At 45.8% G+C, this 25,737-nt stretch carries 18 protein-coding genes; 7 read left to right on the forward strand and 11 right to left on the reverse strand.

Going from position 1 to position 25,737, the window contains the following annotated elements; translation table 11 throughout:
* Positions 1-56: 56 nt before the first annotated feature.
* The 3 genes from H6G17_RS08950 (at position 57) to H6G17_RS08960 (ending at position 1,506) form a co-directional block, all read left to right on the forward strand.
* Complete coding sequence (locus H6G17_RS08950; protein ID WP_192156287.1) at positions 57-764, forward strand: calcium-binding protein; 708 nt, start codon at positions 57-59, stop codon at positions 762-764.
* Between the two features lie 156 nt (positions 765-920).
* Positions 921-1,148, forward strand: coding sequence for a hypothetical protein (locus H6G17_RS08955; RefSeq protein WP_192156290.1), 228 nt, complete (start codon positions 921-923; stop codon positions 1,146-1,148).
* Positions 1,138-1,506, forward strand: a complete 369-nt coding sequence (locus H6G17_RS08960) for a type II toxin-antitoxin system PemK/MazF family toxin (protein ID WP_039710233.1) — start codon at positions 1,138-1,140, stop codon at positions 1,504-1,506. Before H6G17_RS08955 ends, H6G17_RS08960 begins: the two co-directional genes overlap by 11 nt.
* A 512-nt stretch (positions 1,507-2,018) precedes the next feature.
* Here the strand turns inward: H6G17_RS08960 and H6G17_RS08965 are convergent.
* Positions 2,019-3,407 carry an AAA family ATPase gene (locus H6G17_RS08965; RefSeq protein ID WP_192156292.1) on the reverse strand — a complete coding sequence of 463 codons (1,389 nt, stop codon included), beginning with the start codon at positions 3,405-3,407 and terminating at the stop codon, positions 2,019-2,021.
* Positions 3,408-3,569: 162 nt separating this feature from the next.
* Here H6G17_RS08965 and H6G17_RS08970 point away from each other — a divergent pair, with 162 nt between their 5' ends.
* Positions 3,570-10,196, forward strand: coding sequence for a strawberry notch C-terminal domain-containing protein (locus tag H6G17_RS08970; protein WP_192156294.1), 6,627 nt, complete (start codon positions 3,570-3,572; stop codon positions 10,194-10,196).
* A 192-nt stretch (positions 10,197-10,388) separates the two neighbouring features.
* A complete protein-coding gene (locus H6G17_RS08975; protein ID WP_192156296.1) occupies positions 10,389-10,670 on the forward strand; it encodes a hypothetical protein in 282 nt (93 codons plus the stop codon).
* Positions 10,671-10,789: 119 nt separating this feature from the next.
* On the opposite strand, the gene H6G17_RS08980 is transcribed toward H6G17_RS08975, so the two are convergent.
* The 6 genes from H6G17_RS08980 to H6G17_RS09005 all read right to left on the reverse strand — a co-directional run bounded on the left by H6G17_RS08980 (position 10,790) and on the right by H6G17_RS09005 (position 14,926).
* A complete protein-coding gene (locus H6G17_RS08980; RefSeq protein WP_192156298.1) occupies positions 10,790-12,067 on the reverse strand; it encodes a hypothetical protein in 1,278 nt (425 codons plus the stop codon).
* Between the two features lie 262 nt (positions 12,068-12,329).
* Entirely contained in the window at positions 12,330-12,599 is a 270-nt protein-coding gene (locus H6G17_RS08985) for a hypothetical protein (protein ID WP_192156300.1), read from the reverse strand.
* 113 nt (positions 12,600-12,712) lie between these two features.
* Positions 12,713-13,189 carry an RES family NAD+ phosphorylase gene (locus H6G17_RS08990; RefSeq protein ID WP_192156302.1) on the reverse strand — a complete coding sequence of 159 codons (477 nt, stop codon included), beginning with the start codon at positions 13,187-13,189 and terminating at the stop codon, positions 12,713-12,715.
* Positions 13,186-13,647, reverse strand: coding sequence for an antitoxin Xre-like helix-turn-helix domain-containing protein (locus H6G17_RS08995; RefSeq protein ID WP_192156304.1), 462 nt, complete (start codon positions 13,645-13,647; stop codon positions 13,186-13,188). Before H6G17_RS08995 ends, H6G17_RS08990 begins: the two co-directional genes overlap by 4 nt.
* A gap of 355 nt (positions 13,648-14,002) precedes the next feature.
* On the reverse strand, positions 14,003-14,272 hold the full coding sequence (locus tag H6G17_RS34575) for a helix-turn-helix transcriptional regulator (protein WP_192156399.1): 270 nt from the start codon (positions 14,270-14,272) through the stop codon (positions 14,003-14,005).
* A 363-nt stretch (positions 14,273-14,635) separates the two neighbouring features.
* Positions 14,636-14,926, reverse strand: coding sequence for a hypothetical protein (locus H6G17_RS09005; RefSeq protein ID WP_192156306.1), 291 nt, complete (start codon positions 14,924-14,926; stop codon positions 14,636-14,638).
* 267 nt (positions 14,927-15,193) lie between these two features.
* Here H6G17_RS09005 and H6G17_RS09010 point away from each other — a divergent pair, with 267 nt between their 5' ends.
* Entirely contained in the window at positions 15,194-15,388 is a 195-nt protein-coding gene (locus H6G17_RS09010) for a hypothetical protein (protein ID WP_192156308.1), read from the forward strand.
* A gap of 124 nt (positions 15,389-15,512) precedes the next feature.
* The gene (locus tag H6G17_RS09015) at positions 15,513-16,637 is read left to right on the forward strand and encodes a site-2 protease family protein (protein ID WP_192156310.1); all 1,125 of its coding nucleotides are present in this window, start codon (positions 15,513-15,515) and stop codon (positions 16,635-16,637) included.
* A gap of 212 nt (positions 16,638-16,849) precedes the next feature.
* Here the strand turns inward: H6G17_RS09015 and H6G17_RS09020 are convergent, their stop codons facing one another.
* From H6G17_RS09020 to H6G17_RS32535, 4 genes are all read right to left on the reverse strand, one after another.
* The gene (locus tag H6G17_RS09020; protein WP_192156312.1) at positions 16,850-22,216 is read right to left on the reverse strand and encodes a DEAD/DEAH box helicase; all 5,367 of its coding nucleotides are present in this window, start codon (positions 22,214-22,216) and stop codon (positions 16,850-16,852) included.
* Between the two features lie 149 nt (positions 22,217-22,365).
* Entirely contained in the window at positions 22,366-22,548 is a 183-nt protein-coding gene (locus H6G17_RS09025; RefSeq protein ID WP_039718896.1) for a hypothetical protein, read from the reverse strand.
* A gap of 51 nt (positions 22,549-22,599) precedes the next feature.
* Positions 22,600-23,391, reverse strand: a complete 792-nt coding sequence (locus H6G17_RS09030; RefSeq protein ID WP_192156314.1) for an Rpn family recombination-promoting nuclease/putative transposase — start codon at positions 23,389-23,391, stop codon at positions 22,600-22,602.
* A 128-nt stretch (positions 23,392-23,519) separates the two neighbouring features.
* Positions 23,520-25,733 carry a hypothetical protein gene (locus tag H6G17_RS32535; protein ID WP_242038301.1) on the reverse strand — a complete coding sequence of 738 codons (2,214 nt, stop codon included), beginning with the start codon at positions 25,731-25,733 and terminating at the stop codon, positions 23,520-23,522.
* Positions 25,734-25,737 lie beyond the last annotated feature (4 nt).

A 25,737-nucleotide genomic window follows, 5' to 3' on the forward strand; every position in this document is an offset into this window, starting at 1 on the left:
ATCTATGCGGGACACGCTCTCGCGTAACTTACCATTTTCAATCGAGGAATCGATCTATGACTAATCTTTACGGCACGGATACAAACGATACTTTAACTGGGACAAGCGATCGCGACAACTTGTACGGATTATCTGGCGATGACTTGCTCTTTGGCTTAGAACATAACGACAAGCTCTATGGCGGCGACGGTGCCGACGAACTGCGCGGCGGTGAGGGCGACGACCTGCTGGCAGGCAATGGCAGTAATATTAACCCCGACGATCGCGATCGCCTCTTCGGTGATGCTGGCAACGACACTTTAATTGGCGAAGGCGGCAACGATTTCTTGAGCGGCGGTGCTGGAGACGATACTCTCAACGGTGCGGGGGGTAGAACGCTAGATTTGTTTGGCAATGTCAGTCGGGGCAGCGGCGAGACTGATATCCTGTACGGCGGAGAAGGAGCCGACACATTTATTTTAGCTGGCGGGTCGGGGCGCGAGGGAATCGGTCCCTACTACAGTGAGGGGGGCGAACGGGACATGGCGATAATTCTCGACTTCGACCCCAACGAAGACGCGATCGTTTTGAGCCGAAGAAGCAGTTCTCCAGTCACTCCTACAACTGAAGTGGAATATACTTTAGGTGCGTTACCCGAAGATTTTCCAGCAGGAACGGAGATATTTGCTAGCAGCACAGGAGGATTGCCAGAACCGATCGCTGCTGTTATTAACGTCGCTCCTGAAAGTCTCAACCTGAACGCGGGCTATTTCCAGTATGTTTAGCCAAGCAGATGCGATCTCGCATGGACAGAGAACTATGTCAGCTTCTCCCCGTGCATGAGCGGGGCTGAAAGGGAAGCTTGCAAACAACTAAGTTGTACACCAAGGGTGCTTTCTATGGATAAACTTGAAGTGTTCTAGTAGATGAGTTTCAGACAAATGAATCCCCAACATCACGCTAGCCAATCCGATTTCGACTTAGAGCAAGCAAAGTTGATGAAAGCAACGAACTCCACACTTTCGATTAATCAACGCCGTGCTTTTATGAAACTATCGTTAGAGGAGCGTCGTCAACTTCTGGCGCAACAAGCCCAAGCAATGCAACAACATTACCAACAGGACGAACAATGGCGGCAGCTAGAAACAGGCGATTTCTGTGACTACTAGTCATCCAACTCCCAAACGCGGTGAAGTTTGGTTGGTGAATTTTGACCCAACTATAGGAGCTGAAATCAAAAAAGTTCGCCGTGCTGTCGTCGTCAGTTCCGATGCAGTTGGCAGGCTACCGCTCAAATTGGTCGCACCGCTCACCGAATGGAAACCCTATTTTGCTAACAACATTTGGCACGTTAGGATAGCCCCCGACAGTACGAACGGCTTGACGAAGACTTCTGCTGTTGATGCTTTGCAACTAAGGGGAGTGGATACCCAAAGGTTTATCCAGCAGTTAGGACAGTTATCCCACAATGCGATGGAAGAAATTACGCTCGCGATTGCAGCAGTAATTGAATATCAGCAACCCTAAAATCAGTCTGAATCATCACCAATTACAGCAGTCCATCCCTGTTTAGAATCGCGCTTGACACTTTTGCATACAGTGATAGTAATTAGATACCACCAAGAGCTGCGAAGTACGAAGCGCAAATGTTACTATCGCTGCTGTATGCATACTTTGCTAGCAAGAGCAATTGATAGCGTCAGCGTAGTACAAACAAAGCTGGTCAGCGATCTGACCTGCGATCACTGTTTGAGAAAATCCATGCGCCATTTGTATCCGATCTTTTTTGTGCGCCAATGGCGCACAAACTTTAAAATACACTACGGTATCGATTAATTGATACGAGTGGTGACCGAAAAGACGCGCCCGCAAGCCCCTAAAATTTTATTGCTGGGGAGCCGTCAAGATGATAGTCAAATCTATCGCGTGCAGTACTGCTCGAACGTCGAATGCGTACTGCGGTAAAGCCTTCTGTCTCTCAACTCCCACAACGGGATTTGACGATACTTATAAAGCGTGGGCTGTACGTATCATTCTACTTACTTCTGCTGAAGAATATGTTTTTTTAGTAGAGGTGGAAGTTTTAAAAAAAGCTCTTTTGTCTCTGCATTTTTACTGTTCACAATCAAGGAAAGACCGTTTAAGTTTTCTATAGCTCTGATAAGTTCTGAGACAGACAAACTACTTTGCAGTCGAAGAGGTAATTCTTCAATCATTTGTATAAAGCTAACAAAATCATTGGGATCGTCTGCTTGCTGGGCTAAATAGCTTAAGATTTGCTGTTCCAAATCGCTCAATCTTTCAGGCTGGTATTGCCTAGCTAAAGTTTCCCTAAATATTTCAGATGTTAAGCCAGTTTGATAGTGAAGAAATTTAGCTACACTTCCACTAAAAAACTTTTCAATGCGACTGGCAATTAACCCAATTGCTGCGGGATTACCTAAGTAGGGTTGAAGTAATTTTTCCCATTTATGCTCGTCGGCTAATCCTCTAGTTCGTAAAATCCCTTTAGCTGCTTTCACATCCAAACCTTCCAGCTTAAACGAATAACTGAGTCGCCCCGAACGCTGTAATTTCATTAAGTCTTTGAAAGGCTCTCTACTCGTCAAAATAATGCAGCTAGAATGTTTTGCTTCTATAATTCGACGCAAGAAAATGCCAGACTCCGAGTATTGCTCTCCATAGGAATTGAAGCTACTATTTCTGTCTTTTAGCAACCAGGATTCGGCACTATCTAGTACTATTAGACAACGACGCATGGAGAGTGTTTCTATTAAGAGAGTAGCTAGCTCTTGCGTACTTTGAGGCAGTTGTTGCTCTTGCATCGATGGTAAAGCTAGATCTTTCAGCAAGTTAACAAGCAAGTCCTTGAGTGTCGGACCATAGTGAACTGATTGCCAAATTAATCTCTCGAACTGGGGCTGACGCTTTGTACTTATTTCTTCGATTAATTTTGTTGCCAAAGCACTTTTCCCAAAACCTGGCGCTCCATAGATAACTAAGCAACGGCAATTGGCGATCGCTTCCCTTAGTTGAACCAGTTCTACCTCGCGCCCGAAAAAAGTCCGCACGTCAGGCGGCTGTCCTCCCATCACGGGTATAGCAGAGTCAGCGATCTCATTAGGCTGACTCTCTGGCGAGGGGGAGTCGGTTGTCATTGTGCGTTCTAGGATGCTCCGCAGCCGTTTTTTGGTAACTTTTTCGCCGTCTCCCAAAACTCCTGTCAGCAAAATCCATAGTTTCTGCCCGACATCGCGCTGCAAGCGATCGATGCTGTAAGAGAAAGTTGCGGCGATTTCCTTGTACTCTTTGTCCTCCCAAGCCGCTTCTATTACAAGCTTTTCATCCTGGCTCAAGTGTCTGCCTGCTTTGGCAAACACTAACTCGTCTATTGCTTTAATGGCTTCTTGACAATCAATCGTTCGCAACGTGCTTCACTTAACTTAATATTTGATGAACGGAATTCCAACTTCTTTGCATGATAAAGTATATTGCAATTACTAAAGTACGAAAGCAAATCAGCCGAGCGGTAAATTGATTGCCGAGCATTTGTCGATAAGGCTTGGGAAGAGGAAAAATTTGTCCGTCGATTGAAAGACAAATACCCAACTTCAGACTCCGCTCAAGTATCAGCCAAATTTTTCAACCACATGGATCGAGAATACGAGCTAGTTTCGGCTTTCGCCGATCGCTTCATCCAAGGCGGGAGCTTTGCCACAATTGTCGAAGCCCGCGAACGAGCATCGAAGATATTGGGTACTCCAGTTGTACCTGGAACCGCGATCGCCAAGTTAGTCGATGAGTCGGTGGAGCGAGGCTTAGTCCGCGCTGCCAAAATTATTGCGACTTGGGAGCCAAATCCCGATCGCGCTTACGCTCAACTGGTAGACTTATACCAACGTCAGCCAACTCTCGGCACGCGCTCTAGTACCAGTATCGCTCAACAAGCATACAGCACTCCCGTTCCGATCGCGTATTTGGCGGCAATGCTAGCCCAAATTACGCTAGAAAAGACTGTCTACGAGCCGACCGCTGGCAACGGCGCACTTTTGCTCGCAGCCAATCCGACTTTTGCTTCGGTCAACGAACTCAACCCGTCGCGAGCGGCTGACCTGCGGCGACAGGGATACACGGTGACTCAAGCAGATGCCGTGACTTACTTTCCTGCCAAACAGCACGATATCGTCATTGCCAACCCTCCGTTCAACTCGGTTGTGGATGAGAGCGGACGAGTCAAGTTATTTAACTTAGGGCGCTACAGCACGACGCAAATCGACCACGCGATCGCCCTCAACGCTCTCAAAGTTATGAAACCAGAGGGACGAGCAGTTCTGATTTTGGGGGGAAAGTTAGGCGCAGAGGCGGAGCGTTCCAGCCGTTATAACTCGCGAGAAAGCCGAGCTTTTTACTTTACCCTGTATCGAGAGTACAATGTCATCCATCACTTTTCGATTTGGGGCGACCTCTACCGCAGGCAGGGGGCTGGTTTTCCCATCGATTTGATCGCGATCGCGGGTAAGGGCAAGTCGTCGCTACCTCTACCTGCCGCTGCTGTCCCGCGAATCTACAGGACATTTGACGAATTAAAGGAAGTACTCGATGTCGCTATATTTGAGCGAACCCAACGTCTGGATGCCCCAAGACCCACGCCTAGCATGGATGGCAGTATTGGTCCCATCTCCACAACGGGCGATCGCGACGCGGGAGGAATTTCTGGAACTGCTCTGCCTGCGGTTGGAGTGGGAGATCTGTCGCACACAGGCAGAGTCGCCACATCTGGGTTCGCCTTACCAACCGATCGAGCGGGCGATGGTACGGGGAGGAATGAACCAATTTCTGCCCAGCAGACGGGACTCTCCCCGCCAGTGGGCGGAGGCAGTCATCCTGCACAACTCGGTGCTTTACGACAAGATGGGTCTGTACCTGAGCGAGGAATTTCCGGTCGAAGTTCTGACGAACCCGCAGCAGATCCAAGCCGCCCTCGCTCGCATAGAGAATACGAGGCTGGAGGAATGGCTGGAGGAACTGACAGCAGATTAAATCGAGAAACACGAGGCCCAGAAGCGATGCAAGACGAGCTTAGCCCAGCAGAAGATCGGACCCAACAACCTGCCAAACAACTACCATACATTCCCAAAAGCCAAGCAACACCTGTCGGTACTTTGATTCCCGCTAACATGCAAGCCAGTACCGCTAGGGCGTTGGACGCTCTGGAGCAGAGAGTTGGAGCGCTGGACGAATATGCAGCCGATCGCTTGGGATACGGTACGCCCCAAGAGTTGCATCGACGTTTGAGCGCCGAGCAAGTGGATGCCTGCGCTTTGGCACTAAGCAACTTGGAAAAGGGTAGCGGTTTCGTGATCGGCGACCAAACAGGTGTGGGTAAGGGGCGCGTAGTTGCTTCCATCATCCGCTACGCCCGCATTACTGGTAAGACTCCGATCTTCGTGACGCAAAATAAATCGCTTTATGCAGATATGCTGCGCGATTTAAAAGACATCGGAATGCCCAACTTCAGACCGTTCCCCACCGATTCTGACTTAAATATTCCCTTGGACGATTACCGCAGTCTCAAAACTGCGTCGCGATCGCATCAAACCGAAATAGAGAATTTTCTGAGGACGGGAAACTTAGGTAGATACGATGGAATTTTCACTACCTACAGCCAGATGCAGTCGGTAAAAGGGAAGGAAACGCTCAGGCGAGAGTTTCTCAGAGCTTTTGCTGCCAATGCCATTCTGATTCTAGATGAAAGCCACGAAGCGGGAGGCACGAAGTCAGAGCGGCAACCAACGGGTGTCGCAACAAACCGTGCTGCTTTTGCCCGCGAACTGATCGAACTATCTGCGGGTGTATTTTATTCTTCCGCTACCTACGCCAAGCGCCCCGATGTCATGGACTTGTACGCAAAAACGGATATGCGGCTGGCGGTGCATGATATGAATACGCTGGTCTCGATCGTCGAGCGGGGTGGCGTGCCGATGCAACAAGCCCTTGCCGCCCAACTGACACAAGCAGGTCAGTACGTCCGCCGCGAACGTTCTTACGAAGGAGTAAATTTTAACTTAGAGATCGTTCCCGTCGATCGTCCGGTGGCAGAAGCAATTTCTTCTATTTTGGCTGACATTCTAGAGTTCGACCGTCACAAGCAGGATGCGGTCAAAGAACTAGATGCCACCGCTAAAGCCGAAGCTAAGGCAATTTTGGGGGATACCTCTACAGGGATGGCAGGGGCAAAAAGCACCAACTTCACTTCGATCATGCACAACTTGATCGATCAGTCCTTGCTAGCAATGAAAGCCGAGCAGACGGTACAAAAATGCTTGTCGCTGCTGCGACAACCCGATCCCGAAAAACCCCTAATCGCTCTATCGAATACGATGGGGTCTTTCATCAACGACTATGCCAAACTGAACCAACTGTCGCCAGGAGATGAAATTAAGCTAGATTTTGGCGACTTGCTCGTGCGTTACTTGGAGCGCAGCCGCGACGTATTAATCGGGAACCCCTATGGAGACAAAGAACGCCACCGCCTTACCGATGAGGAGTTAGGGGTTAGAGGAGTCGCAGCGTACACTCGCATTCTCGACCGGATCGAGCAGATCGACCTGAGCGCGATCCCGATTTCTCCCATCGACTACATCAAGTCGAGGCTGTCCCAAGAGGGATACAGCGTTAACGAAGTCACGGGGCGAAAAGACGTTATCGATTATGCTGCCGATGGGACTAGCACTTACCAGCAGCGTTCGAGTCAAGAAACTAGCAAAGCCGCCGCGATCGCCAATGTCAGAGCCTTTAACAACGGGCAGTTGGATGTAATTATTCTCAACCGCTCCGGTTCGACGGGGATCTCGCTGCACGCTTGTGCTCAATTTGCCGACCGCCGACCGCGCCACATGATTGTCGTGCAGCCGGAGAAAGAAATCAATTCGTTCATGCAGATGCTGGGACGTATCCACCGCACGGGGCAAGTCGTGCTGCCCAGCTTCACCCTGCTCAACGCCGATATTCCAGCCGAGAAAAGACCTGCGGCGGTGCTAGCTAAGAAAATGGCATCCCTCAATGCCAATACGACAGCCGCACGGTCGAGTGGAATTTCGTTGGAGTCAGTTGTCGATTTTATGAACGAGTACGGCGATCGGGTGGCTGCCGAGCTATTGCTGAACGATCCTGGTTTAAACCGCCAGCTAGCAGATCCGTTAGGTGGGATAGAAAGCGCTCAAAGTGTAGATAATGCGGGGTTGATGAATAAAGTGACTGGTCGCTTGCCACTGCTGCCGCTTGTTCAGCAGGAGCGCGTGTACGCTCGACTCGAACGAGAGTATGCGGAGTACGTCGAGCGTCAGGAGACGATGGGAGAATCCGTGTTGGAGGCACGCTTTCTCGACCTCGATGCAAAGACGGTGGCGCGGATGGAAGTCATTGCTGGCGATCCTGACAGTAATTCTCCCTTCACCAGCCCCGTCAATGTAGAAGTGGTAGATGCCAAAACACCCCGCAAGCCCGTCACGACTCTAGAAGCAATTAATTTAGTCCGCGAAAATCTCAACTTGGAACTCGTTGAGGCGGTTGAAGCACACGATTTCGACTCAGTTAACATCTGTGCCAAGCAGCAAGCCGAAGCTACGCGACAGCAGTTACTCCAGGCTACCCAGTCTTACCGAACGGCAGCGACTGAGGGTAAAACATCTGCCAAAACTATTGAAAAGATCGACAATCGCCTCAACGTACAGTTGCAACACGTCAGCAATACTTTAGAAACTTTTCCACTTGGTAAGGGTGTAAGGGTCGTGACCGAGACTGGTAATATTTTTTACGGTGTTGTGGGAAAGATTTGGAGCAGCAATCGGGAAGAAAATGAAAGCCCAGTCACGCCCAACAGGTGGAAGATGCAAATCGTACTAGCAGATCCGGCACGATATTTGACCCTGCCTTTCTCTCAAATTAATACTCTTTCATCCAATTCGGTCACGCTCGCTCCTGAGGAGCGCAACTGGGATGGAGTGGAAATTTATCAAGCTTTCGACCTCAAACAGTCTAAAAACCGCGAATCAAGGCAAATTTTTACAGGTAACTTATTGCGGGCTTACGAAAAATTCCAAGGCAAAATCGTCAATTACACGGACGATCGCGGCAGAACGCACCAAGGATTGCTCGCTCCGCAAGGGTTTGATATTGAGTCAGCTTTAGAACAGCAGCCCGTAATTATTCCCACTGCTCGACAGATCGTTACCTTTCTCACCGAAGTCACCGATCGCGCCGGACAAGTCAAAACACTCGACGAAACTTTAACGATCAAACCCCAACGCAGCCGCTATGGAGACGGCTTTATCGTACAAACTGCCAAATCTAGGAATGACGGTGGAGCATATTATTTAGACCCAAGCTTGCTTGGGATAATTGGAGGTGAGTTTCATTCTATAGGCGATCGCATGGAGGCAGTTGTTTCTCCAGACAGAATTGCATCTGTATTGGAATTCATGGAAGCTAAAGGTTTGAGGTTGGCTGCTTTTGAGAAGCAAGATATTGCTCGCAATTTTCTCGGTATTACCCTGCCCTCCCTCCAACCAGTTGAATCGGAATCGGTTGAGGTAAGCGATCTTAGTGTTAGTCAGGATCGCTTACCTCAACCAGCTAAGGCTACACCCGTACCCATACCGCTCAATACCCAAACTCATACACCGAGCGTTGGGAACGGCGAACGGCAGGTCGAGGTAGATACGATCGATGAAGCATCGTCAGGCAATACCCCAGGCGGATTGAGAAACGACCATCGCGCTACCGAAGATGAGAAGATAAAACCGACTGCTCGGCTGAAACGGCAAATTTCCTCTGGTGAGGTAGCTTTGCAGATTGCCGACTTTTGCTTCCAAGCTGGGGCGGCAGAAAAAAATGTTGCCAAACTCTTGCACCAGGCTGGGCTAGCAGTAGAGATCTTGCAGGGGGAAGACTTTCATTTAAAAGTAGAGAACGAACCGTACATTCCTTTGTCGATCGAGCGCCACGGACGGGAACTATATCTAACACACTTCCTGGCAGATAGCAGCGGCGACTTGACGATCGACTCCGAAATGGTGTTTAGAATCTCTTGGGGCGGACAACTGGCTCTGACTCAAACTGCCGTGCAAAATCCCCTCACTGGTGGCGAGGAGCGCCGCCAAGACCGAGGCTTTGCCAAAACTTTTAGCGAAAATCTTCTGGAACAAGGATTTGCTACTGCTGCGCGATCGCGGACAATTGCCCAACAAGCCGTACCACAAGAATCCTCGTCTACACTGGTTGACGATCCGACCGAGCCATCAAAGGGCGATGGTCGCGACAAAGCCAAGTTCCGCCTTCGGCATCGCACTACAGAAGTATCTCATCCCGATACAAATTCTCATAGCCTTCCTTTCGCGGAGCGTCGCCAGCTATCTCCACTACTACAAGAATATCTAGCTTTAAAGGATCGATCTCCACAAGCGTTAGTACTTCAACGAGTCGGCGATTTCTACGAGGCTTTCTTTCAAGATGCTACGGTCGTAGCGAAGGATTTGGAGCTAGTGCTAGCTAGTAAAAACTCAGGCTCTGCCGAACTCGGTCGCATTCCCATGACTGGTTTCCCCCACCATGCCCTGGAGCGCTACAAATCTCGTTTGGAGGAAATGGGGCATACAGTCGTTGTCTTCGAGCAAGCTCCATCGCCGTCCGTACCACAAAGTTCTCAAACTTCTCCTCCACTAAGGCGCACCACCATACAACCTACAGCCAAAACACCTCGGACTAGAAAATCTAAACAAATACCCGAATCGGTAGGAGTGCAGTTAAGCTTATTCGATCTTTCTACAAATTCTTCTCCCACCGTTCTAGAAACTGCTATTAGCATTCCAACATTGACACCACCCGTTCCCAACGAGCGTGAAAAAGTAGAAGATAACCGTTCGTCGCAACAACTTTGGGAAGATTACAGTCGAGGAGTAGAAGCACGTATTCCAATTGAGTTGAGTAAAACTGTTGCGCTCAAAGCATTACAAAATAACTTGAGCTGCGAGTCAATTGTTCAAATATTACAATACGATCCAGAGGTGAAAAAACTATATAATCGTGAAGAGAGATTGGCAAGAAAATATATTGAATTAATTGTTGATAGCTTAAGTAGGGTGCAGCCAACAAGTCAAAAACAGCTTCAAGTAAAAGAGCGCAAACTCAATCTTTCCCTTGAAACAGTTGAGCAATAGCAAGAATTGAAAAGTACGACTTGAATTCCAAATTTTGTTGTCATTATCTATTACAAAAAAGTGGGTGCGGTCGCGGCATTCCCCAATCAAATGAAGTCTCAGTAGCCACTGCTCTTTTGAGTCTCCGTGAGATTGCTGCCGACATTCTCTGTTTGGAGTAAATAGGATATTGCACGTAGCAGATTAAATGCTATGTCAAGTAACGCGCTATTTAGTTCAAAGGTCAGATGGATTGTGTTGCAGAAAGTTGTTGAGAAAAGAAAACTCTTTGAAATCAGCTATGCAACTACACCAAAAATTTCAGCCAAGAATTTTACCCGTTCAGCAACGGCTCCTTTCTCTACGCCAGTTGCTACAACAGAAGGAACAGGGGCAATGCACTGGCTCTACTTTTTCGATTTGTCCTTTCCTCACCATATTCATAATTTCGTATCCTCCGACGGCAGTGAAGCTTGCGAGCGGTGTAATTATTAATGTCCAAGTACTGAGCTTATCATCTCCTCTGCTTTTTGCAACACAACCAAAATCGCGGCAACCCCCAATTTCTAGCCCATCTTTAGGGTTAGATCGTGCAAAGTGTAAAGCGTAATGGTCTACTCCTCATATTCGTAATAATCCTCAAACTCAGAAAGATCGACTTGACAAAGGTTGTTAGCTAAATAATAAATAACGTTATCCCACTTTTGCTCGTGCAGCGAGAAAACTGTTAAGGGATATTCGTTGAAATACCACAAGGCTAACTGTTCGAGCGATTCATCGGTTTGAGATCTAGTTTCGATTGCTAAAATTTCTCTAATCGTATCGTCTTGCTTGTCGCGACTGTAGACCTGATGAAAAACATCGAGGATAAAGCTTCTCCAATACGTTGACTGTTCGCTGCTGTCACTAGTCTCTATTTCTCCAATCAGGGCGTGTTTTACATTAATAAATATGGCAGCGATTGCCGCGTCAAGTTCTTCGCTCCCCAGCTCATTTGGAGGGACGATGCCTTCGATAAATAAGAAACGAGCGAAGTTTAATAATTGAAGTTTTTTGTCTAAGTTCCACTCATCCCACAAGTAGACATTTAAGGGATAGAAATCAATTTCGACTTCGTCTTTAAGAGAATCGACGAGAAAGCTATATGCTTCATTAAAAAAGTGTTTAGCAAGAGCGATTTCAAGTATCAAAGGACTACGACGGATATAAAGCTCTGACATTGGCAGAGTTTGTTCTTCACCCGTATTTAGCCCAACAGCTTTTACAGAAGTAAAAGTGTATCTATCTCCATTTGCAATATCTCGAACTTGAAAATATCCATCGTTACGAGCTGGATTATTGCATGTTGAGTCTTGCCAGGAGCTGCAATCGATGTAGAATAAGATTTGACCGACGTAAGTTCCTTGATGTTCTTGATGGCTGCTGCGATCGAGCGCGTTAAACCACTGCCGACCGTTTCGCTGCTCTAATTGTTCGATCGCTTGTAAATCCCAAGTATCTTGCCCCATGATAAAATCCTCAACATTCATTTGTTGAAATGGAGCAATTAAACCTGCGGTAAACTCATCTTTATATATCGTAGTTAACAAAAAAAGACTCTTAGGAGCGATTGCTATCCATCCCCTTTCGTCGTTAATACCCGTCTGATACGAGGTTGGAAATTGAATTAATGTTTTGATAGTGAAGCGGCGATCGCTCAGTTGAATCCCCCAACACTCTTTGACAAATTGAATTGCACCTTCCTCGGTTTCAAACCAAAAATCATTGGGGAAGTTAGTGATTTTGCCACGAGTATAAGTTTTACCTAATTTGGATAAAATCTTTTGCCATTCTTTCTCTATTTTTTTGAGTTGAAGAGGATAAGGTTCGATTTCAATTCTTGTGCCATACATAATCGGATCGCTGCTTCTATTTTTGACAACTTACCCCAAGTGCTATTACTATAACAATTGGAGCAACCAAAACGAGCTTTTCTTACCCTAGGATACTAAGGATGCGCTTGCTAAAAAGCGCCGCTCGTTGAGTAGCTCGGATAGCCTTAGCTAGTGAAAAACGTCATTTTTAAGTTTCCCTGCTACAGATGCGAAGTAACTCTCAAACGTATACAGGCTACAGTTTTTGTAGTAGTTCATACTTTCGGCTTATTTCTAATCATTAGCGACGAGTACGAATAGACTCGCAATGATACCAAATAGACTCCACATCATTTGTCAGTACGTTCCAATTATCTAATGCTTCTTCGTTTGTAACATCTGGAGAAATATCGAGTTCATCCCTATAGTTATTAACAATTTCTAGAGCAGCAAGCTTTGCATCTTCCTCCGTTAAATAATACGCACAGTCAACTCCATGCTTGTGAGAATACTCCAAAACCCAAACTTCTCCCAGCGAGCGAAATTCAGTTGTAAGGTTAGTACAATTCATTGTTTTTTACTTCGGTATAAACTTTGATTGTGCCAACTGAAAATAGCTGCATTTTGGTAGCGATCGGCGCGTTTTTACATTTCGGGTATTGCGCTTTTAACTTTGGTGACAAACTAGCTATCTCTTGAAAAAAGACGTGTATCAAACTCAAAAGGTTTAGCTTTGCCGAGCGCAATTTGAGTAAAATCGGGATGAGTGGGATTAAGTAAATAGTTCCATTCTTCATCAATGACAGCAGACGGAACCTTTAAAACTGCACTACGAGCATTACGTATCCATTGCGACCCAATTATGGCAAGTACTGGTGGTGGGGGGTCGTCTCTCCAATCACTCGGTAGCTGCTCGGATAAAACAGAATCAATGGAAAGTTGTTCGGGAATATCGGCGGGGATTGCAACGTGCGGTTTAGGGGTAGTTTTGACCCCCAGATGAACCAGCAGCTCGAATGCCGCTAAAGCAAGACTGCTGGAAGTATAGACAACAGCCACTCCAGTAGGATTCCATCTCCCACCATAAGTCTTCGCTCCTTGTCCATCAAATGCAGTTGCTGCCCACTTCGCGTTACAGATGCGCCATACTCTTACGCTCATGCGAAGATTCCATGTTCGATGCGTCCGAGCAGCAGATCGACTTGCCGTACGCCTGGTTCTGTTTCGATTGCCTTGAGTGGAGTTTGACCTTTAAGGGCAGACAACGGTTGTTTGAGCCAATTTAGTGCTGTAGTTTCATCTCCAAAGACATCTGCTGATGAAGCCACGATCCGAGCTAGTCGGTACAATCGATCCGATTCAACCGCAGACAAGCGTTTGGTAGCATCTTTTGATGCCTGCTGGATGCGACGACTGAGAGTGCGGCGAGACATGCCAACCGCTTGCGCCATTTCTTCATCTGATAGTCCCATGAGCTGTTTGAGTCGAACTACAGCGGTAACTGGAACACCCGCTGCAATCAGTTGCGATGGTTCCAGACCAAGATCGCGATCGCACTCAATCGCCAAAAGTTTTTGGATCGTCGGCAAATTAGCATCGACAATCTGGTTGGGAACCATATAAATTACCTCATTGCCATTTGCACATATTATATCGCCATTTGGCGTATTTCGGGCTGCGTTCGCTCGCTTCTCTAAAGCCTTTATTTATTGACAAAAACGCAACAGCCACCGAGTTTGACCGTCATCCCAACGCCGCAACTCTTTATAGATTCGTTCGGAGCGACACTCAGTGGCATAACGTCTCTAGCAGCACTCTTGCTATAGTTCTTCTACTACCTTTAGGTTTGGCGCGATCGGCAACCCATTTTTATCATACTCGCCCTTTGGCAGCAAAATTTCCGGCTGCGTGAGGCGATCGATCTGCTTTGCCACTCGGACTCTCCAGTTCTTCACCGAGCGCGTGAGTTTGCACTCAAGCAAGCTGCCACTTTGTCAATTCCTCACGAATTTGCCCGATCTCTTGAAGAACGGATACCCCTTTCGCGCTAATTCTGTAGTATTTTCTGCGAGCACCTCCACGCTCTTCGGGTATCTCGTTGCCCCAACGGGTTTCGACAAAACCCTTTTTCTCCAATCTCCGCAAGGCTGGATACAAAGTACCGAAGCTAACTTTCAGTTTGCCGCCACTGCCCTTTTCCAGCGCTTCGATAATTTCTAGCCCGTAAAGTTCGTATTTATTTATAAAGAATCAGAACGCTCTCCTCTACAGGAGAAATGTTGAGCTGGCTTTCCTTCATACATCGTTCAAGCAAGCGCGATAACTTCGTTAAACTTCGTTAACGCGTTTTAGAGTACGATTATCCAATTTTACCTATGGAAGTCAAAATATTTGTTTATTGCTAATGTTTGTTTATTCCTGATGATGTAATTCTCTCTCGGATGATGATTTCCAAGAAGTAGGTAATTCAGCAGCAGGTTGCCATTGGCGAGGAATTGAAAAAGTAACGCGGTTGAAAAAATCGTGAAACTAAGCTAATTTTTCCCAATCATCGTGTTGTTCGAGGAACCCAATATATCCTCCATTCAAGCCATCTTCAACCAGCTTTTATGCCAGCGGATATGGAATACCCACTCCACAATCTGCTAGCACGCGCTCCAACTCCGAAATTGTTATGCTGTCTCCTTCAATATCTCGCATGTTGTGAAAAATATAATCTTTTAATTCTCTAGCTGGGCAATCGTAATCTTCAACTGTCAGCCAGTCTCCTTTATATCCTTTGTCAAATCCGATTCGAATATCTAAATTCGTCTCCTCTTCATCCCACTCTTCATTCTCCTCGTCCCAGTTCCAATCTTCATCTTTATCACTGATTTTATATACGTAGTAGCAAGACATTTGTAGTTCTCAATTTGTTAAAGTTATCAATTAATATTACCGAAAAATCTCTCAGATCGCTCTAACTACTACTAGGAGCGGGGATGGTTAATACCTATTTATTTCGCTAAATGCTATCTAGAAACTGATTCACCAGAAATGACAATTGAACAAAAATATTCACCATACTCCGCTCTCATTAGTAATAGCTAAAGTCCAAGCTACGATGGACGTCATCGAGCGCGGCATTCTCATTCCACGGTGCGACACTCATAGCAATTCTCGATTGTGCGGATGACATTTGTAGGGGCGCACAGCTGTGCGCCCCTACTAGGCGCGTATTTCATCCAATTGAAAACCGCTATCATAACTAGCCTCGATGCAACCGCAGCGATCGCCCTCTGCGATCTCGAAGGCGCGATCGTTTTCCTGACGATGCCGTTAACCGCACTTGGGCGGACGGATACTACTACAGTTAAGTAGTTTAAAGCTTGTTTACAATTCATTACACTAGATGGAGAAAGAGAGAAAAGGTCTGCCGACAAGCCGTGTCACGCCGATCCCAAACTGCTCAAATTTTCAAAGTTCAAGTTTAGAGGTGCTTTATATGAACGGCACTATTCGCGTTGGTAATCTATTTGGTATTCCCTTCTATATTGCCCCGTCCTGGTTTTTGGTTTTGGGCTTGGTGAGTTGGAGTTATACCAGTGGGTTAGCAACGCAATTCCCGGCTGGGGGTAGTTTGCTACCCTTGTTGTTGGGATTAACTACCGCTCTATTGCTATTTACTTCAGTCTTAGCGCACGAATTAGGACACAGTTTCGTTGCGATCGGGCAGGGAATTGAAGTTAAATCGATAACTTTATTTCTGTTTGGCGGTCTTGCTAGCCTAGAGAAAGAATCAAAAACTCCGAGTGAAGCATTTTGGGTAGCGATCGCTGGTCCTTTAGTCAGTTTATTGTTGTTTGGGCTATTGACAGCAATTAACGCCAGCGTGCCATTACTAGCACCTTTCGCCGCAGTTGTAGGAACGCTAGCTTACGTGAATTTGGCGCTGGCGCTGTTCAACTTAATTCCTGGCTTACCTTTGGATGGGGGTAACATCCTCAAAGCACTAGTTTGGAAAATTACGGGTAATCCTGAAAAAGGTGTTGTCTTTGCCAGTAGAGCAGGGCAATTCATTGGCTGGTTGGCGATCGCCTCTGGCTTAATCCCCCTACTATTGTTTGGTACTTTTGGTAACTTCTGGAACCTCATATTAGGTTGGTTTTTACTTCAAAATGCTACCAGGACTGCCCAATCTGCTACATTGCAGTCAACACTAAAGAAGATTAAGGTAGCAGACGTAGTAAATTTTGACAGCCCAATAGTATCAGCCGATCTTTCTTTACGAGAATTTGCTGATGAAGCTATTCTCGATCATGGTAAGTGGGAGAGGTTTTTAGTCACCGATCTTGAAGGGCAACTAGTTGGTACGATGCCTCTAGATGCTTTAAGAGTGGTTCCTACTTCACGTTGGGCAGAAACCCAAGTTCGAGAATTGATGCAACCGATCGAAGCATCGGCGATAATTCAATCCGAGCAATCGCTACTAGAAGCAGTAAAAATCCTAGAACAACAGCAGCGCTCGGCGCTACCTGTAATTGGGGAGAATGGCGTACTAGTCGGACTTTTAGAGAAAGCTGCGGTTCTGAGCTGGTTGCAAAAACGAGTACAAGCACCTGCTTATTAAGGCGGCTTTTAAAGATAGGGCTGGTCTTTTTACGCGGCTTAATTGCGCCGTGCGACGGCGCAACCGCCCGCTATAGATTACACTACTAGACCGAACAATCGAGCGACAAGGGCGAGAAGACCTGCCCTATCTTTAGTTGCCAGGTTAACAACAAATTCTGTAATTTCTCAAATCTCCCTCAGACTTTGAAACTCCTGTCTGGGGGAGTTTTTTTAGAGACTTCCTAAAATTCCTAACTTCGCTTCCCAATCCTCATCATGCCGCAATGTTAGAACAGTATAACCAGTGTTGTACCTGAGATTATCTCGCTCGATTTGGTCTTGTCTGCGCTTGTCTGGACTGTCATGAACCGAACCGTCACAGAAAATAGCGATCGCGGCATCAGTTTTATAGAGAAAGTCTGGCTTGCAGTCAGCTTCAGCAATTGATTCTTGTGCAGCGTCCGGTAGCTTATATCCCCGATGATAAATCTCCTGTAAAACGACTCGCTCGAAATTAGAATTAGGATCTGTTTGTTGCATTAATTGCTGATATCGCTCCTCGCGAGATATCCCCTCAAAATTGCCAACAACGGTACTTACTAGCAATTGGTCGAGCAAGGGTTTAATTAAATGGCGATTGATTAATGCGTGGTCGAATTGGTTGCTGTAGGATAGCAAGCATTCATAGCAAGCTTGGACGCAGCTTTCTTTGGGTTGCTTGAAATGGCAAATATCTAGAGCGGCATCGGCGATTTTTTGAAAAGCCTCTGGTTTTTCCAACAGCTGCGAAAGAACGCCCGCTCCCCCTTCTGCTGCTTCCCAAAAAAGCAAATACTTACCTTCCCCCAGTCGTTCGGAGTCGAGTTCGTCGGCTTCTAATTTGTATACTGCTTGGATGGCTGTTTCCAGGGTATATTGCAGCGTGGCAATAAAAGCTTCTCTGTTCTCAGCCGGAACGCTTAAAGGCTCGACAACTAGAATATTACAAGTGTCGTCTACCATTAAATTGACTTCCGTATGCAAGCTGTCAGTCGCTCGATCGTTTCTGGGATCGCCCCAGAACCCTGTTTTGGTATCGAGTTTAAATCCCCGCTCGTCGATATTCTTCTTCAGTCCGCGATTAATCCGCCAGATTTTCGCTGTGGCTCCAAAGGTTAAGCGCAACAGTGGCGTGCCTTCGGTAGTTTGGACGGTTGCCGATTCTTGTTTTTGACTAGCGTAGCGGAAGTGGGTGGTGACGTTGTAGCCGTACTTGAGCCGTTCTTCTTCGTCGCAGGTAATGCGTTCTCGTCGGCGAGCGATCGCAGTTTCCATTGGCAGTACGCGAGTCAATTTAGCGATATTCTGGTAGCGATCGTCTTTAATTCTTGCACCGCAATTTTCGCAGGTATCGCGAGAATCGCCTTCGTGGAAATAACCGCAGTTAAAGCAGACGCTCGCCCGTTTATACTGGCTGTCAATACCGCTAACGGGAACTTTAGTCTTTGCCACCATAAATTTACTACCCTCGTAGTAAACAATGTTGCTGGGCGCGAATTCCCGTAAAGCAACGGTGCGGGGGCGGGAAATGAATTCACCACCATCCCCTGTGGGAATGTATGCCCTAACAGGTAGGCGGGGAAAGTTAAATCCTGGTAGAAATCCCTCAGCGGCAAAGTAGCGGTAGGGATAAAATTCAAACTCGCTATTGCTTTTGCTTTCGGTTAATCCCACTAATAAGCTTCTTTGCCGTAATGCTTCTTTCTCCTGAGCTTTGGCGATATCGTGTTCTTCCTGGGAAGCATAGCCTCTAGCATAACGGTCGATCGTTTCGCGGGCTTTGTCTAATTGGATCACTGCGTCGCTATAGAGATTGCGCCAGTGACGGCACGCCACTCGATCGAAGACATGAAGTGCATTTTCTAACGTGAACTGCAACCAATTCACAGAATACCAGTCAGCCTTTTGCAGGTCTTCTTGGCAGAAGAGATCGGAGAGGATGGATTGGGTAGCTTGCAGACAGTTTGCTAATTTGTTCTGGCTTAAAGCTAAATCTCGACGCACGCTCTCTTTGAGAGGATAGCCATCGAGATCGAGTTCCAGAATTTTGTTCATCGAATCATCTAGATAAACCCCAGTGTGGGCAAGCCAAATCGAGTAGACGTGGGATTGCACCAAATCTTGGTTAGCTAGTTCCAGCTTAGGTGGGGCAACAACCCCAGCAACCATTTGATTTTGACGTTTGAAGAAGTATTGGTCGTGACCGCTACCGATCGCGGCATAAGTAATCACTAGGGCTTCCTGCCCGCTTCTGCCCGCTCTACCGCTACGTTGGGCGTAGTTAGCGGGACTGGGGGGAACGTTACGCAAATGCACGACGCTCAGATCGGAAATGTCAATTCCCAATTCCATTGTAGGAGAGCAGAACAAAGCGGCTAATTCACCATTGCGGAATTTTTCTTCCCGCTCCTGCCGATCTTTGTTCTTCACTTGTCCGGTATGTTCGCGCCCTTCCATCGTTTGGATTTGAAAGGCATTGGTTTGGTAAAATTCTTGGAAGAAGCTGTTAACGGGAATTTTAGCGTCTTCATTTCCCTGCAAGCGCCGAGTTGTTAAAGGATCGGGAGGGATTTCGCTCAGGAGCTTGGCTTTCCACAACAGAGAATCGATGCGTAGCTGTACCTCAGATTTTTCTTTCACCAAATAACCAGCATCGCACAGGGCGTTAACTAAGGTAGCAATTAAACTGGTATACTCCTCATCAGTTAAGGGTTGGCTTCGCAGCGACCAAGCTTTGGGCGAGCGCAAAAATCGACCAATTTTACTTCTGGGTGTGAGCTTGACTTTAGCTTTTTCGTTGCTGCCGCAGCTGGTGCTTGCCCAGGTTGCTTTATGCAATTGTTCGTTTTCGTCAAACACCCAAGGTTCTTTAATTGCCTGAAAAATATCGCTTTTGAGTTGGTCTTGTTGTTCTGGTTGTAAAAGTTTGGCATCAATTGCCAATTCCCGCCGCAGTTGGTTGAGAAAGGCAAGAGAGGCAATGAAACGCTCCTGGGGAGTAGCTTGCAACAGGATGGGATGGCGGTGTTTTTGCCAAAGTGCCTCATTCGCACATTCTGCTTCCAAACCGTTATACTCAATTGCCAGCAGTCCGCACTGTTCCAGGTTGGGTTGGACAATGCGCCATCCCCGCCGCAAGTCTTCGTAAAGGCGGTATTCGATCAGTTTGCGAAAGGCTTCTTCGTTACGCCGCTTACCAACGCCAAACTCGGCTGGTTGCTTGGCGTAGTCAGTTTGAGACAGTCCCATGTATTTGACAACTTCGCTGACTAGCTCGCTGTGGGTGAGTTGCCCCTTTGCCCCTAGTGCGCCCAAAAGTGCTGCCCGCAAGAAACTGGTTTGCACGAAGTCGTTGAAATGCCCCGCTTGTAAGGAGGCATCCTGACGGTTATCGGTAAAGCTGAGAATTTTAGCGGCTTTAGCTTTCTCACCCGTGAAGACTTGTTTTAAGCGGCTGGTGGTAGATAGACATAGCAAAGTCGTTGCGGTACTGCGCCCTTCGCTACTAAGACGCGATAGTTTGCTAAATTCGTTTTTGCGTCCGTCATGCACTACGCCGCAGTTGAGACACACGAGAAATGGTTTGCGGATAAACCAACAGGTAGTTCCTTGTAACAGAGAAGTTGTGACTTTACCGTTAGACAGCACTTGCAGCTGTTGGGGAATAAACTTGGTATAGTCCTTTTTGGGAACGCGCCCTTTCCTTTTGGTTTCGGTAAACCAGGAATCGGGCAGCCTTTCTTCATCGCTAGAATCCCAAAGTCCTGGATCGTCCAGGGTCAGGTAGCCTTCGCTAATATCGGCATCGTCGGCACTGATGTCCAAGGCGGTAGGTAATTGCGGTAGGATATTTTGTTTATCGGCATCGTAGCGCACCACGTAGTAATCCTGTCCGCATTCTCGGCAAAAGACGAGGGGATAAAGTAGGCGGTTTTCGGTAGTAGTATATTGACCTTCGAGAGTGAGAATGCGTTTCTCCCGACTTTCAATTGTGGAGTAAACGCTACCACCCTGAGAAATGAATTGATGCAGGCGAAAGGCAAGTCCTCCTGTTTTGCTGCCCCAGAGAAACATCTGTTTGAAGACGGCTAAACAGGTTTCTGGCGGCAGTTGGGTTTGTGCCGCTAGGGTTGCTGCTCCCGACTCTAATGTAATGGGCGTGCGGCGCACCAGATGCCCTTCTTGTTCTGCTAAACCAAAGTTCATCTCAATCCAGTGGCTGAGGGGATGCGTTCTGAATGCATCTAAAGTTTGTTCTGACTCTGGCGGTAAACCTGCTAGGATGCTCGATCGCAGTTCGTCAGCGATCGGTGCAGCACGCCCAATAGAACGCTCTAGAGTTTCATCGATGACGTTGCTGGGTTTGATTTCCACGCCGAATAATTTGCTGGCAACATTCGCCACGACCTGACGGCGTTGTTCGCGGGAGCCTTCTGTTGACATGGTGGCACTAGTGCCAATACACAGGAGATTCTGACCGCAGCGTTGCCGCAGTTTGCGGATCAAAATCGCCACATCTGCGCCCTGCCTTCCTCGGTATGTATGTAATTCATCGAGTACCAGAAATTTTAAATTGGGAGATTCTACGAGTTTATCTTCGTGAGTGCGGGAGAGCATTAGCTCTAGCATCACGTAGTTGGTGAGCAAAATTTGGGGCGGGTTTTCTTGAATTTCGTTTTTCTTAGCTGAACTTTCTTGTCCGGTGTATTGTTCGACGCGAATGTGGGTATTGGCAACCTGGCGCAGAAACTTGTCGAGTTCTTCTTTTTGGGAGTTAATTAAGGCATTCATGGGATAAACCAAGATTGCCCTAACTCCTTTAATTTCAGGATGGCGCAGTAGATCGTCAAAAATCGGCACGACATAAGTCATGCTTTTACCGGAACCCGTACCTGTTGTGAGGACGTAGGGTTCTTGACGTTGTGCTGTAAGGAATGCTTGCTGCTGGTGGTAGTGAAACTGAAAGGGTTTGTTGTCTTTTGAAAAGTAGCGATCGCACTCCCTATGAAGAACTCCCTGTTGCACTAATTCGGTAACGGTTGCACCTTTTTTGTATGTAGGGTTTAGTTGCACCAAGGGATCGCTCCAAAGCTGTCCCCTTTCTAATTCTCGATCGACAAATTCTTTAACTTTAGGGTCGCGAATTCTTAGAAAACTTTCAATATAGCGGCGGTAGTCGTCAATAACTTCGTTGCGAAAATTAAAAATATCAAGATAATTTGTAGTTTGTAATTCGTAATGGGCTACGCCCCGCTTCGCTAACGTAATTGCTGATTGTGGAGGGATGGTAGTTGTTCGTCCTAAGCGTTGGTTAACCCACTCTTGAAGTTGGTGGGAAAAGGTTTCAGTCAGGGTTGAAAAGTCAATGATTTCTTCAAGTTGTTGTAAATCCCAATTTTCAGGAATATCTGTAAATAAAAGTGCTAACTGTTCTGGGATGACTGAGACAACTCCCGTACAATCTAGCAACGCTAGCTTTTGACTCAGTAACGTGCTAGTGGCTGCGATTGCACTTTCATTTTGCTGTAATAAATCCTGAAGTTTAATAGGGATTTTCATAAATTTTAACTTGTGGCATACTCGTTTCAAGAGTCAGCCTAGAAACAAATCTAATGGCTGATATTCTTGTCTTAATAATGCCCAAATTAGGCGATGAAATTCCTACTGTCCGATCTCATAAAATGCGATTGCTAGCCTACAGTAGATTTTTACTGCTCTCGCGCTGCTTTCCTGACTTCTTCTACATCTAACTCTAGTATCTCTGCAACTTCTTGAATGCTAAGTCCTTTTTGCAGTAGTTTCGGCACTAGTTTAACTTTAGCCTTCAGCTCTCCTTCTTCTGCGGCTTCTTGATAAACCTTGGTTCCTCTTATAAAGTTTACGTTCAACATAGCTTCATTTTTTTCGCGTTTAACATTTGGGAGCGAAACAATAGACGTTTACTACTCTCGTGCTGCTTTCCTGACTTCTGCCACATCTAACTCTAATAAGTCTGCAACTTCTTGAATGCTAAGTCCTTTTCGCAGGAGTTTCGTTACTAATTCAACTTCTTTCTCTAATCTTCCTTCTAATTTTCCTTCTTGTTTAGCTTCTTGATAAACTCTGGTTTCTTTTAATAAGTTTATATTTAACATGGCTTCAATTTCCTCTCTGCTCATATTAGGAAACTTGTAGACAACGACGATCTCTATAAATTCTATAACTTTTTGCTGAATTAGGGGATCTGTCAGTTCCTCCCTAGCGCGGTTAACAAGCTGTTTGGCTAGTTCTCCGGTTTTTTGCTGGCTTGCTACTACTAGGCGCACGATTTTTACACCTAGAGTCTCTTCTGTTGCTTCTTCAGTTTCGTTTAGGTAGAAGCGACGTAGATGTGGTTCTACTAAAGCGCGATAACGTGGGGGAAGCGTAGCTTCATTGCTGCGGCGATCGTAGATAACAACTGCAAACCAGTCTGCATTGGGAGGGCGATATTGACTGAAATAAAGAAAAATACCTGTAAACAATCTGTCATAAAATTCTTCGTCTTTATAAAACTGAGTTTCGACGAAGTAAAGTGGCTCATTGGAAAACTCTTGGCGAGTTAAAAATACTCCGTCTAAGCGCAGACTTGTTTGTTTAAGTTCTGGTGCAGTGAATTCATAAGCGTTAGAGTTGATATTAGATTGCCCAATGAGTTCAAAGAAAATGTTAGGTATTGCTTTAAATATTTCATAAAAGATTGCATCAGTTTTCACAGAGGTTGACCACGCTCTACATCTACTTACTAAATTACTACAATTCGCAACATTAAACGCACTGTGCTAGAAAAATAGCTAGAAATCGGCGACTCTTCAATTACAAATTACGAATTACAAATTACGAATTATCCAAACATTCTATCCCATGCCTCTAGCACTAACCTTTGGGTACGATATTCGCCAAATTGTTTGATTTCGTTGTTCTTCAAAACGCGGAATGTTTCGCTGGGGAAGTCGGAACCGTAGACATCAGTAGGGTCTAAAATATATCGGAGTTCGTCGCGGGTGAGTCCGTAGAGTTTGGCGTAATATGCGTCTAATTCTGCTCTTAATAGTGCGCGTCTGTTAGGATTCCAAATGAAGGGTTCGCCGTCGTATTCCATATCTTGGGCGAAGGGTTGCATATCCCAGGCAGTGTAAACTAACTCCAGAACTCTTGGAATAATAAAGTTTTGATTATTTAACAATTTTTCTTTGGAAGGAACGGCTAATTGATAAGTAATATAATCTGATAAATTAAGTCCTTGTATTTTTTGACGAGTAATATAATCAAAACTTATAGAGTTAAACAATCCTAATAAACAAGCTGCATAAACAGCATGATGTTGCTCAAAAATTACAATACGAACAGAATAATCTGTAGCGACATCAGGAAGTAATGAAGCGATTACGGTTCTATGGTTTGTACTACTTGTGACATTCATTAAAGCAAGAATCCACTTTCGATTTAAACGTCCATTTGACCATCGATCAACTAGATCCTCGCTAATATATAATAATTTATCTGGTAAAAAATTAATATTTTGATGTTCCTCAAGTGCTATATTTTCGGCAGTGCCTGTTCTAATTTGAGCATTTTTATTAATTTTTTGTGTTGCATATCTGTGATCGTAAGCATCAAAACTTTTACCATTTACTAAGGGCAAATATCTTAATTTGTTAACACAAATATATCCATATCGATCTTTAAATCCTATTTTTAAGTCTTGTGATGATTTAAATAAATCACTTTGTTTATTCATGTCAAACATTCTAGTTATTCTTGCCGTATGGCTACCTTTTTGAGATTCGGGTAAAAGTATTTCATTGTTTTGATAAATTCTTTTAGTTAATTCGGCATCAGTGCAGCTTCTAAAAACTGGACAAGTAAGGGTATTAGGATTTAGTAAGGCAATATCTTGAGGAGAAAGTTGAAATAGACGTGCTGGATTGTCTGACTGTCTGGGTTGAGTGAGGAAGAAGGCAAAGTTCCCTTGTTTTATTGGCTTACCACTAATAGCGACTAGCGAGAACTTCATGCGGCTATCTACAGCAGAAAATAACTTATCTCGATTCTCAAAATCATACAGACTTGCTAAAGCCTGCTTTTGCGTCAAATCTCCAAAAAACTTTTTACAAGTGTCATCAGTAGCAATTCCTGTAGGAACAATAACGCCAACTCTGCCATCAGGAGAAATCAACTTTCTAGTTGTTTCAGCGAATACAGCATAAGTATTGATATCACCTACAGCAGTTAAGGGAAATCTCATTGACTCGCGGATGAACTTACTTTGCGCTTCAGCATCATGTTTCGCCTCTTCAAATGCTTGCGCTAAATCTAGGTTTTTCTTCGGTAATTCCTTGATTAACTTCTCCCGCGCAGCCTTATTCTCAGCATTCGCAATCTCAGCACTACGAGAAGCGAAAAACTCTTTCTCCTGTAACTTAATTCGTTCCCAAGGTGGATTACCCAACACGCAATCAAATCCACCAACCTCAAACACTTCAGGAAACTCCAAACACCAATGAAAAAAGTGCTTTTCCTGTGCCAGCTTATTCGCTGCTTCCACTATCTCTTGTGTAGACGTATTCCCCCGCAATAGCTGAGTTAACACTGCTGTTGTCGGTAACAATTGCAAATTCTGTTCGGTTAGCGGCGTAAAAAATGCAGCCGTCCACAAATTGCAAGCAGAATAGTCTTGCCACCACCTCTGATTTTTACGAGTCTCTTGATATCGCTTTTCCTTGTCCTTCACTTCCTGCGGTGTGGTTTCAGCAATTTCCCCCAACTCCCGCCAGCTTTCTGCATACTGGGTGCGTTCGGGTTCTAAATCCCCAAACAGCGATAATTGATCCTTATTCTCCCGTTCTTTCTTATTCTGCTTTTTAAGCTGTGTGGATAACTTCTTATCATCACCAGTTACCGCTTTATAAGCTTCATCGGGAATTCCCTCTTGCAAGCAATCCAAATCCAACACTCCTACTAGGGAATTTCCACATTTAATTCTGTGGTCTAAAAAATTGAGTGGTAACTTGCCAGGAAAGCCTTCAATCCATAATGCCACTTTGCACAAATCCACTGCT

It is taken from the genome of Chroococcidiopsis sp. [FACHB-1243] (assembly GCF_014696895.1).
Lineage (GTDB): Bacteria > Cyanobacteriota > Cyanobacteriia > Cyanobacteriales > Chroococcidiopsidaceae > Chroococcidiopsis.